Source organism: Streptomyces sp. NPDC004031, from assembly GCF_053604375.1.
In genome coordinates, this window is record NZ_JBSGHL010000001.1 from 217,915 (window position 1) to 230,257 (window position 12,343).

General features: G+C 75.2%; 3 protein-coding genes. All 3 read left to right on the plus strand.

Annotated elements, in window-relative coordinates; translation table 11 throughout:
• Positions 1-203 precede the first annotated feature (203 nt).
• From ACWERV_RS00970 to ACWERV_RS00980, 3 genes are read left to right on the plus strand one after another with little or no spacing between them, the layout of a single operon-like run.
• Entirely contained in the window at positions 204-1,895 is a 1,692-nt protein-coding gene (locus ACWERV_RS00970) for an acyltransferase domain-containing protein (protein ID WP_452927067.1), read from the plus strand.
• A gap of 14 nt (positions 1,896-1,909) precedes the next feature.
• Positions 1,910-9,877, plus strand: coding sequence for a cytochrome P450 (locus tag ACWERV_RS00975; RefSeq protein ID WP_452927069.1), 7,968 nt, complete (start codon positions 1,910-1,912; stop codon positions 9,875-9,877).
• Entirely contained in the window at positions 9,874-12,324 is a 2,451-nt protein-coding gene (locus tag ACWERV_RS00980; protein WP_452927072.1) for a KR domain-containing protein, read from the plus strand. Before ACWERV_RS00975 ends, ACWERV_RS00980 begins: the two co-directional genes overlap by 4 nt.
• Positions 12,325-12,343 lie beyond the last annotated feature (19 nt).

Below are 12,343 nucleotides of genomic sequence, written 5' to 3' on the forward strand. Positions count from 1 at the left end.
CCCTCGCGGCGCGCCCAAGCGCAAGGCGCCAAGCACCAAGCGCAAGGGGCAAGGCCCATTTAGCGGGCCCGCAACAATATCCCACCCGCGCGTTTCCGCGCAAAAACTCTTCCATTGGCCACGCATTTCCCTGCGTGCGCGCCCGCGCGCAAAAGCGCAACCGCTCCACCACGAATGCACCGAGTACGGGGGACGTCAGAACCATGCCGAAAACATCCATCGCCGCCCTCTTCCCGGGCCAGGGCGCACTGTACGGGCGCGCTCTCGCCGATCTCCGGGAGGCGTTCCCGGCGGTCGTGAATCCGGTCCTCACCGACATCGGGGACGCCGCCCGACCCCTGCTCGGCGGCTCCGCCGCAGACGCGTTGTTCGCGCCGCGTACGCCCGAGCCCGCGCAGTGGCTGGCGGAGGCGCCGGACACGTTGCAGCTCGCGATCTACTCGGCGTCCGTCGCGACGTACGCCGTCCTGCACGCGCGCGGTCTGCGGCCGGACGTGCTCGTGGGGCACAGCCTCGGGGAGATCGCCGCGCTGGTGGCGGCGGGGGCGTTCAGCGTGGCGGAGGGGGCGCAGATCGTCTGTCACCGGGGGCTCGCGCTGCGCGAGGAGGGGCCGGGGGAGGCGGCGTACATGGCGGCGCTGAGCACCGGGCCGGAGCGGGCGCAGCAGCTCGTGGACGTGGTGGGCGACCCGCTGACGGGGGTGGCCGTCGAGAACCACGCGGCGCAGACCGTGCTGTCGGGGCGGGCGGCGACGCTCGACACGGTGGCGCGGCTCGCGGCGGTGCTGCGGATCGACTTCGCGCGGCTGAAGTCGCCGTACGCCTTCCACAGCCCGCTGCTGGGGGCGGCGGCGGAGGCGTTCGCGGCGCGTATCCGGGGCGTGGGGCAGCGCCCGCTTCAGATCGCGGTCCACTCGCCGATCCTCGGGCGGGCGTACGAGGACTCCGACGACCTGACGGAGGTGCTCGCGGGTCACTTCACCCGGCGGGTGCGGTTCGCGGACGCGGTGCGGGAGGTGAGCGGCGGCGGGGTGGGCGTCTTCGTGGAGAGCGGGGCGCTGGACGCGCTGTCGAAGATCGTCGGGCGGGTCGTCGGGCCGCCCGCGGCGACGGTGCCGATGCTGCTGCCGGAAGCGGGCGGCGGGGCGACGCTGCACAGTGCCCTCGACCGCCTCACGGACCTGGGCGCGCTGCCGCCCGCGCGGGGGGCGGGGTCCGCGGATCCGCTGCACGCCGCGCTGCTCGCGGACGTCCCGGCGGCGGATTTCGCCGCGTTCTGGCACGGCCGCGCGGGCGAGGTCCGCGACTTCGTCCGCCGCACGTACGACGACCACACCTCGGCCGCCGCGCCCGCGCAGGCTCCCGACCGGGGGGAGCTGGTGCGGGAGTTGGCGGGGGTGTACGCGGCGGCGCTGGAGTATCCGGCGGAGGTGTTCGAGGAGGGGACGGATCTGGAGGCGGAGTTGGGGGTGGATTCGGTGAAGCAGACGGAGCTGCTGGTGCGGGTGGGGGAGCGGTACGGGCTGCCGCCGCGCCCGTCGGATGTGCGTCCGGCCGCGTTCAACACGCTCGGGAAGATCGCCGATCTGATCCTCGCCTCGGGCGGTACGCCCGCTCCGGCGCCCGCCCCGGCGCCTGCCGAGGCCCCCGACCGGGGGGAGCTGGTGCGGGAGTTGGCGGGGGTGTACGCGGCGGCGCTGGAGTATCCGGCGGAGGTGTTCGAGGAGGGGACGGATCTGGAGGCGGAGTTGGGGGTGGATTCGGTGAAGCAGACGGAGCTGCTGGTGCGGGTCGGCGACCGGTACGGGCTGCCGCCCCGGCCGTCGGATGTGCGTCCGGCCGCGTACAACACGCTCGGCAAGATCGCCGACCTGATCCTCGCCGCGGCGGCGTGAACGGAGCACTGGACGTGTCCACCGGATCCCCCGAGCTGCACGGCAAGGTCGCCCTCGTCACGGGCGGCGCCCGCAACGTCGGCAAGGTCATCGCCAAACGCCTTGCGGCGGGCGGCGCGACGGTCGTCGTCAACCACTTCCACTCGCCCGGCCCCGCGCGCGACACGCTCGCGGAGATCGAGGCGGCGGGCGGGCGCGCGCATGTGATCCGCGCGTCCGTCGCCGTACCCGGGCAGGTCGACCACATGTTCACGGAGATCGAGGAGCGTTTCGGCGGCCTCGACATCCTGGTCAACAACGCGGCCGGCGGGGCGCTCGTGCCCAGCGCGGAGGTCACCGACCGGCTGCTGGACCGCGCCCTGGACACCAACCTCAAGGGCGGTCTGGCGTGCGCCCGGCGTGCCGCCCCGCTCATGGCGCGGCGCGGCGGCGGCAGCATCGTCAACATCTCCACGCTCGGCGGCGGCCAGTTCGTCATGGCCAACTACCTGGCGTGCGGCCCCGCGAAGGCGGCGGTCGAGGCCATGACCCGTTATCTGGCGGTGGATTACGCGCGGGACGGTATCCGCGTCAACACGGCGGCGGCCGGCATGCTCTACTCCGAGGTCGCCGACCTCTTCCCGGACGCCGCCGCCATGCAGGCCGCGACGATCGCCGCGACCCCGCTCGGCCGCCTCGGCCACCCGGAGGAGCTGGCCGAGGTCGTCGTCTTCCTGGCGTCCCCCCGCTCCAGCTGGATCACCGGCCAACTCCTGCTCGCGGACGGTGGTCTGGCCACGGGCCAGGCCCTGCTGTCCCCTCCCGCGGCGGTGCGGCCCGAACCGCTGCCGGAGGCGGTTCCGACCGCGCCCGCCGTCCCCCCGGCGCCGCGCACCCCGGCTGCCGCGACGGCCATACCAGCCGTGACCACCCCGCCCTCGGTGCCCGCACCGCTGCCCGCGGCCGCCGCGCCCGCCCCCGCGCGGCGACCCGCGCCCGCGGCCGTCTTCCCGCGCCCCGCCGACGGCCACCCCGGTGACGAGATCGCCGTCGTCGGCATGGGCATCGTCGTACCCGGGGCCAACGACCCCGACGAGTACTGGCGCGAACTCATGGACGGCGCCGACCGGTTCGTCGAGATCCCCGCCGACCGGTGGGACAACGACAGGTTCTACTCCGCCGACAAGCGGGCCGAGGACAAGACCTACTCCAAGCACTCCGCCTTCATCACCGACTTCGTCCCGCATCCGCGGCTCGCCGCCGAACTGGCCGAAGGGCCGGGGCCGGACGGCGGTGACGTCGAGTCGACGACCCTGTGGCTGCGGCACTCCCTCCTCCAGGCGATGGAGGGCGTCGCGCACGGGCCCGGCGACCGCTGCTCCTTCCTCGTCGGCTACACCGCGGACGGCTCGCAGCATCTGGAGGAGGCGACCGTACGGGCCGGGGTGCTGGCCCGGATGGGGCCGATCCTCGGCGAGTTGGGGCTCGGCGGCGCGGAGAAGGCCGCCGCGCTCGACGGGATCGGGCGGCGGCTCGCGGCCCACTACGGGCGCAGCGGCCCGGATCCGCTGCGCTTCTTCCCGCATCAGGTGGGGCTGGGCGCGATGCGCGGGGTGCTCCCGGAGAGCGCCGAGCTGCTGCTCGTGGACACCGCGTGCTCCTCCTCCCTCTACGCCGTGGACCTCGGCCTCAAGGGGCTGCTGGAGGGGCGGCACGACATCGCCGTGTGCAGCGGCTCGTTCGCGGTCGGGCCGCGCGGCTCGATCCTCTTCGCCAAGCTCAACGGGCTGTCGGTGGGCGGCGAGGTGCGCTCGCTGGACAAGGCGAGCGACGGTGTCCTGTTCTCGGACGGGGCCGCCACCGTCGTGCTGAAGCGGCTGAGCCGGGCCCGCCGGGACGGCGACCGCGTGCTCGCCACGATCCGCGGCTTCGGCTCGTCCTCGGACGGCAAGGGCAAGGCGATCTACGCGCCGAGCGCCGCGGGGCAGAAGCTCGCGATCCGGCGGGCGCTCGCGGCGCCCGGGATGGACAGCGTCCGCCCGGAGTGGGTCGTGGCGCACGCGACCGGCACCCCGGCGGGCGATCTCGCCGAGTTCACCACCCTGCGCGAGACGGTGAGCGAGGTGCTGGCGGGGGACGCGGACGCGGCGTGCGACCGCGGGCCCGTCGTCGTCACGTCCAACAAGTCCGTGATCGGGCACACGGGTTGGGCCGCGGGCGTGGCCTCGCTCATCGAGGTCGTGCTCGGCTTCACGCACGACGTGATCCCGCCGCAGCACCGGTTCACGGAGACGCCCAAGGACTTCGCGATCGACGGCTCGCATCTGACGGTGCCGACCGAGGCCGTGCCGTGGCCGCGCGGTGAGCGCCGCCGTACGGCCGCGGTGTCCGGCTTCGGCTTCGGCGGGACGAACGCGCATCTCGTCGTCCAGGAGCCGCCGTCCGCGGACTCCGGCGCCCCTTCCCCGGTGGAGGAGCCCGTGTCCGGCGGGGAGGCCGCCCCGCAGCGGCAGCGCATCGCGATCGTCGCCCGTACGGCCCACGTCCCGCCGACGGAGGAGGCCGAGGGCACCGAAGGACCCGAAGCCCCCGACGCTCCCGGCGGCGACCTCCCCGGCTGGCTGACCGGCGGCGGCGCCACCGGCCCCGGCGGGCTGTCGTTCGGGGACAGCTACCCGCTGCCGTCCTTCCAGCAGGTCCGCATGCCCCCGGGCATGATGCGCGGGATCGACCGCTGCCAGCTGATGATCCTCAGCTGCGCCCACCGCCTCCGCGACACCCTCGGCGGCTTCTGGGAGGACCACCGCGAGACGACCGGTGTCGTCCTCGGCCACCTCGGCGCGACGCGCAACGCCACGCTCTACGCGACGCGTTGCTACCTCGACGACCTCACGCTCGCGCTGCGCACCGACCCCGCGCTCGCCGCCGCGCCCTGGCTGCCGGACGCGCTGGACCGGCTCAAGGCGGAGGTGCGGCGGCTCGTGCCGCCGTCCAGCGAGGACTCCTTCCCCGGCATGATGCCGAACGTCATCCCGGCCCGGGTCGCGAACTACTTCGACCTCAAGGGCCTCAACATGACCGTCGACACGGGCTTCACGTCGACACTGAGCGCGATCGACGTCGCCATCCGCTACCTGCGGCAGGGTGAGCTGACGATGGCGCTCGTCGGCGGCATCAACGGCAACAGCACCGCCGAGGTACGGCAGTTGCTCGACGACGCCCTCGACGCCGACACCGTGCTGGCCGAAGGCGCCTTCCTGCTCGCCCTCGTGACGGAGGAGACCGCGGCCACGCACGGCCTGGAGGTGCTGGGCTACCTCGACACCCCCGACGTCCCGGACGCCCCGGAGGGTGCCGCTCCCGACGCGGTCGCGTGCGGGGCCCGCCGCACGGACCGGCCCGCGTGCTTCCTGGGCGCGGAGGGTGCCATCGGCGTCCTCCAGGTCCTGGCGCGCGAGCCCGCGGCGCGCAACGCCCTGGTCGTCTGCCACGGCGAGCAGGGCGCGCCCGACCTGGCCGTACGGATCAGCGCCCCGACGCCGCCGCCCGCCGCGCAGGCCCCCGCCGTACCCCCGCGCTTCCTCGACCCGCAGCGGTACGAAGGCCCGGACGGCGCGGCGCACCCGGCGGCGGTGGCCCGCCACGTACCGGCGCTGACGGAGTCGCCCGGCCGGGCGGTACGCGACGAGGTGCCGTTCTGGCCAGCCGAGCCCACCGTCGTCCTGACCGACCGGCCCGGCACGGCAGCCGCGGCGGGCGCGCCGCCCGGCACGCTCGTGCTGTGCACCGCTCCGGCGGACGGCACACCCGGCGTCCACCACGTCGGCGGCGCCGAAGCGGTCGGCCCGCTGCTGGCGGCGGCCGACCCCGACCGCCGCATCCGCCACATCCGCCTGCTCACCGACCTCTCCGCCACCGACCCCGCCGATGCGGCCGATCCGGCTGGCGCGAGCCCGGACACCCTGCACGAGGTGCTCTTCCAGGTCGTCCAGTTGCGCCACGACGCCCTCGCGGCACCGGCCGACTCCGGTGCGGAGAAGGCGAGTTGTGTCGGGCTGCTGCTCGGCGCGCTCACCGGCCGCACCCCGCACCCGTACACCGGGCTCTTCACCGGCCTGTTCAAGGTCGTCCACCTCGAATACCCGGACACCGTCACCTTCGCCCTCGTCACCGACACCCGCGACCCGGCGGCCGGAGCCGCCCGCGCGCAGCGGGAGTCGGCGTACGGGCGCGGGCTGCCCGTCGCGTACGACGACGACAGCGTGCGGCTGGCGGTCACGCTCACGGAGGAACCGGGGGAGCCGGGGGAGCGGGCCGCGCTCGGGCCCGGCAGCGTCGTCGTCGCCGTCGGCGGCGGGCGCGGCATCACCGCCGAGCTGCTGACCGAGCTGGCCCGGCACTTCCGGCCGACCCTCTACGTCCTCGGCTCCAACCCGGTCGATGCGCACCCGGCGGAGTATCTGGCTCTGAGCGACGCCGAGTTCGCCCGCGGCCGGGCCGACTACATCCGGCGCGGCCTCGGTTCCGGCCGCACCCCGGCGCAGCTCAACCGCGCCTACGAGCGCATCGGCCAGGCCCGTGTCATCCGCGGCAACCTCGCGCGGATGGCAGAGCACAGCGGCGCCGCCCACGTCCGCTACCTCACGTGCGACGTGACCGACCCGGCGCAGGTGACCGCGGCCCTGGACCGCGTCGCGGCCGAGACCGGCGGCGCCCGCATCGACCTGCTCGTCAACGCCGCGGGCCTCAACCGCTCGGCCCCGATCGCGACCAAGAGCCTCACCGAATTCCGCCAGGTCCGCGACCTCAAGCTGCGCGGCTACCGCAACCTCAAGGCCGCGCTGCGCGACCGGCCCCCGGCCGCGTGGTGCAACTTCGGCTCCCTGCTCGGCATGACGGGCCAGATCGGCGAGGCCGACTACGCCTCCGGCAACGACCTGCTCGGCACCGCCGCGACGCACGCCCACCGGGTGCTCGGGGCACGGGAGTTCACGATCGGCTGGACGCTGTGGGGCGATGTCGGCCTGGGCGCCGCCGAGTTGACCAAGGCCTATTTCGAGAAGAGCGGCCTGTACTCGGCGATGAGCACCCCGGAGGGCGTGCACCACTTCGTCCGCGAGCTGCACCTCACCGCGCCCGCGCCCTACGCGATCCACCTCGGGGCCGCCGAACGCCAGGCGGTGGAGCGCCTGTTGCCCGGCTTCCTCACGCAGCGGGCCGCCCCCGACGTGCCCCCGGCCCGGGTGACCCTGCCCGCCCCGCGGGCCGCCGCCGACCGCGTCCCGCAGCTCGCCGCCGCACCCCGCACCCCGCGCCCGGCCCAGGGCCCGCCGCCGGAGCCCGCGCCCGCACCCGTGGCCGCACCCGTGGCCACGCCGGCGTCCACCCCCGACTTCTACCTCGGCCGCGAGATCGCCAGGGAGGGCACCGACGCCGTCACCTTCGAGCGCGTCTTCGACCTCACCACCGACGCCTACCTGCGCGGGCACCTGGTCGCGGGCGTCCCCACCCTCCCCGGCACCTTCGTGACCGAGATCGCGTACGAGGTGGCCTCCCGTCTCGTCCCCGGCCTGCGCGTCTACGCCTTCGAGGACGTCCGCTTCCACCACTTCCTCAAGGTCCGCGAGTCCGGTGCGGGCGCCGCGGAGACCAAGCGCATCCGTGCCGACGTCGTCGAACGCCGCCCCGACATCGGCCAGGCGGTGGTGCGCGTCCGCATCACCGGCGACGTCGTCGCCCCGGGCGGCACGGTGCTGGTCCGGGACCGGCTGCACTTCGAGCTGCGTGTCCTCATGGCGGCCCGGCTGCCCGCCGCGCCCCGCTGGGCGCCCTGGCACGAGGCCGCCGAGACGCCGGTACCCGACCCGTACCACAGCCCCGGCTCCCCGGTGCTGCTCACCGACCTGTTCGTCTCGACGTCCCGCACCCGCCTGCACCCCGGTGGCAAGCGCTCCACCTACAGCCTGCAACTCCCGCCCGACCACCCGGTCTTCAGCCGCTTCGGGATGCCCGTGGTGCTGCTCGACGGGCTCGCCCGCACGGGGGTGCTGGCCCTCGTCGAGGGTGATCTGATCCCGCTCGCCGCCCCGCTCGGCATCGGCCGGATCGACGTCTACGAGCACGGCGGAGATCCCGCGGTCGCCGCCCGGCACGGCCGGATCGACCTCTACGCGGTGCTGCCCGAGGCGGCGGCGGACGGGCACGTGCCCGGTGCGGGCAACCGCTTCGTGGCCGTACGTCCGGACGGCCGGATCCTGCTCCAGATGAAGGACCTGGAGTGGACGGTCATGGGTTATCTCAGCCGCGCCACCGGCCGTTTCCTGACCCCGGCGGAGGCCGCGGCCCAGGCACCCCCGCCCCCGCCACCTCCCGGCCCGTCCGGCGAGCCCGACCACCCCGGCAAGGAGGTGGCAGCGATGGGAAAAGCTGACACCGGCGCGGCCCCCGAGCCGACGCCGGTCCCCCCGACGTCCCCGCAGGCCACCCCCGACACCGCCCCTGAACCCGTCCCGGCCCAGCGCACGCCCGTGGAAGCCCCGGAAGCCCCCGCCACCACTGCCGCGGAAACCCCCGCCGCCCCCGCCCCGAAAGCCCCCGCCCCCACCCCCCGGTCACGCCCCCGCCGCCCCGCCTCCGGCGCCCAGCGCCCCGCGGGCCGGCGCGCCCCCGGCCCGACCGGGCCCCGCGCCCTGCGCCGCAGCATCCGCGGCTTCCAGCGCAACGCCCCCGCCCTCTTCCGCGAACTCGCCCGCCACTACGGCGACATGGTGCGCGTCCCGCTCGGCTTCTTCACCGTCCACCTCAACCTCCACCCCGACAACATCCGCTACGTCCTCCAGGACAACAACGCCAACTACGTCCGCGGCAAGGGCTACGACTACTTCAAGATCTTCATGGGGACGGGCCTGCTCACCCTCGACGGCGACGAGTGGAAGCAGCACCGCCGCGTCGTCAACCCGCTCTTCCACAAGACGGCGATCGACGGCATGGCCACCACCATGACCGACTCGACCACCACCGTCCTGGACCGCTGGGAGGCCAGGGCCGCCACCGGCGAGGCCGTCGACGTCGTGCCCGAGATGATGGACCTGACGCTCGGCGCGCTCGGCAAGGCGATGTTCGACACCGACCTGCACCCCGAGAGCGAGCGCGTCGGCCCCGCGATGGTCACCGTCATCGAGGCGATGGTCTTCCGCGGCACCCTCGGCCAGCTCACGCCCAACGCGGTCCCGATCCCGTACAACCTGCGCATCCGCAGGGCGCGTCGGGTGATGTACGAGATCGTCGACCGCATCGTGGCGGCCCACCGGGCGGGCGAGCACGGGCAGTTGACCGACCTCGTCAGCCTGCTGCTCGGCGCGCGCGACGAGAGCGGCGGGGAGTGGACGCGCCAGCAGGTCAGGGACGAGATCATGACCGTCTTCATGGCGGGCCACGAGACCACCGGGACAGGCCTGGCCTGGGCGCTGTACGAACTCGCCCGCGACCCCGAGGCGCAGGAGCGGCTGCACGACGAGGCCGAACGCGTCCTGAACGGCCGCGTCCCCGGTATCGAGGATCTGCCGAAGCTCCCGTACACCCGCATGGTCACCGACGAGACGCTGCGGCTGCACCCGCCGATCTGGCTCTACCCGCGCGACGCGGCGGCCGAGGACGAGGTGGGCGGCTGGCGCATCCCCAAGGGCGGCAGCGTCTTCATGGTCCCCTACGTCACCCACCGCCACCCCGACTTCTGGGTGGATCCGGACCGGTTCGACCCCGAGCGCTTCTCCGACGCCAACCGCGCGGCCCAACCCCGTTACGCCTACTTCCCGTTCGGCGGCGGGCAGCGCAAGTGCATCGGCAACCAGATGGCCGTCGTCCAGACGCATCTGACCCTCGCGATGGTCGCCCAGCGCTTCCGCCTGCATCTCGTCCCCGACCACCCCCTCACCCTCGCGACCACCGTGTCCTTCCGCCCGATGGAGGGCATCCGCCTCGCGATCACCCCGAGGCCCCGATGACCCTGCTCACCCCCGCCGCTCCGCCGCCGCCCGCCGTCGCCTATCCGCCGGACGGCTCCGTGCGCCCGGTCGGCCGCTACGTGTGGGAGCCGGTCGAGACCGCGCCGCTGCCCGCCGCCCCGGATCCCGGTCTGCGCGACCGGGTGATCGCGGTGGTCGGCGGGCGGGAGACGGAGGCGTACGCGATCGGCACCCGGCTGAGCGCGGCGGGCGCCCATGTGCACCGCCTCGCCCCGCCCCGCGCGGGCGAGGCGGTGGACGACGACGGTGTGCCGGCCTTCCTCGCCGCGGCGGGCGGCCGCCTCGACGGCATCGTGGACCTCGGCGTGCCCGTCCCCTCCGCGCCCTTCACCGCCGCCGATCCCGGCGCCTGGGAGGGGGCCTTCCGGCAGACCTTCCGGCTGCTCCAGGCCGTCCACGCCGACTGGTCGGCGGAGACGGACGCGACCCGGCTGTTCTACCTCCCGGTGACCCGGCTGGGCGGCCTCATGGGCTTCGGGCCCGCCGACGGGCCGCCGCCCGGCATCGCCCAGCCGCTGGGCGGCCTGTGGGCGGGGCTGGCCAAGGGCCTGCCCCGGGAGATCCCCGCCTGCAACATCCGCGTCCTCGACCTGGGCCCCGAGCAGGCGGCGGAGACGGCGGAGTCGGTGTGCCGCGAGCTGTACCGCTGGGGCCCGTTCGAGATCGGCCACCACCGTGGGCGCCGCTACACCCTGCGGGCCCGTGCCGCGCAGCCCGGACCGCCCCGCGCGTCCCTCTCGCCCGCCGATACGGTCGTCCTGTCCGGCGGCGGACGCGGCATCGGCTTCGCGCTCGCCCGCGCGCTCGCCGCGGACTTCGGCGTCCGCGTGATCGTCAGCGGCCGCAGCCTGCTCCCCGACGAGCGGCGCAGCCCCGAAGTGGCCCTGTCCGACGCGGGCTTCCGCACGTACCGGGACGACCGGCTGCGCGCCGCCGCGGCCGAACGCGGCATCCCCGCCGCCCGCGCCGCCCTCGCCCGGCTCGCCGACGCCCGCGAGCTGTGGCGCAACCTCGCCACGGCCCGCGCCGACGGCCTGCGCATCGAATACGTCCCCTGCGACATCACCGACCCCGAGCAGACCCGCCGGCTCCTCGCCCGCGCGGGCGACCACCTCGCGGGCGTCGTCCACAACGCGGGCGTGGACATCCCGACCCGGCTCCCGCACAAGACCCCGGAGACGCTCGCCACGGTGACCGGCGTCAAGATCCGCGGCCTCCTCAACCTCCTGCAAGCCCTCCCGCCCGGCACGTCCGCCTTCTTCTGCAACGTCGGCTCGCTGACCGGCCGTTGGGGCGGCATGGTCGGCCAGCTCGACTACGGCGCGGCCAACGAGGCACTCAGCCGCCTCGGCCTGTGGGCGGCCGCGGCGCACGGCCTCCCGGTCAGCACGGTCTGCTGGCCGACGTGGGAGCGCCTCGGCATGATCACCAACTACGAGGCGACGCTGCGCTACATGTCCGCCGTGGACGTGGACGAGGCCCTGCACCACTGGCGGCGCGACCTCCTCGCCCGGTCCACCGGCGAGGTCACCTTCATCGGCGACGTGGGCCCGGCCATGCTGCCGTCCGTCCTGCGCGGCTACCAGCAGGATTCCGGCCTGCCCGGCATCGAACGCCTCGCCGCCGCCCGCTCCCTGCTCGGCGAGCCCGTCCGCTACGCCCCCTTCGCCGCGCTCACCACCCACCACGCCCTGCGCCCGGCCGAGTTGCCCGTCTGCGACGACTTCCGCATCGGCGGCGACCCCGCCCTCCCGCTCTCCCTGACCCTCGAACTCCTGCACGCGGCAGGCCCCTGGGTGCAGCCCGAGGGCACCCCGGACCTCCCCCTGCGCGAGGTGCGCGCCCTCACGATCGACCTGCCCGCGCTCCGCCTCCCGCACCCGGAGAGCCGCCTGACGCGTACGGCGACGGGCGCGTGGGCCGCCGACGGCACGTGGCGGGTGACGGTGGAGCTGACGGCGGAGGGCACCCATGTGGCGTCGGCGCAGCTCGCCTACGGGGACGCGCCCCGGCACCCCGAGGCCGCCCGCACGGACACCCCGCCGCTCGTCCCTGGCGCGGGCGCTCCGAGCTGGACCGGCCATGTCGTCCGGCTCGCGCGGTGGCGCTACGCCCCCGACGGCACCCGGCACGCCCTCGCGGAGCCGCACCGCCCGGCGGACTGGCTGCTCAGCTCACCCGCCCCGGCGCCCACCCTCCCGCTCGGCGCGCTGGAGAACGTCTTCCGCGAGGCCTGGTCCGCCCAGCGGGCCCCCGAGGCGCGCAGGCTCACCGTCGCCTCCCTCACGGCGCGGCCCCCGGCGGCCGCGCCCCTCCGCCTGACCGGCACCCCGGACGCCGCCCACTGGACCGCGACCCCGCCCGACACCCCGGACGCCCCCGACCCCGGCCCCGCCCTCCGCATCACAGCCCTGCGCTTTTCCTGAGCCCCCCATCCCCCCACCC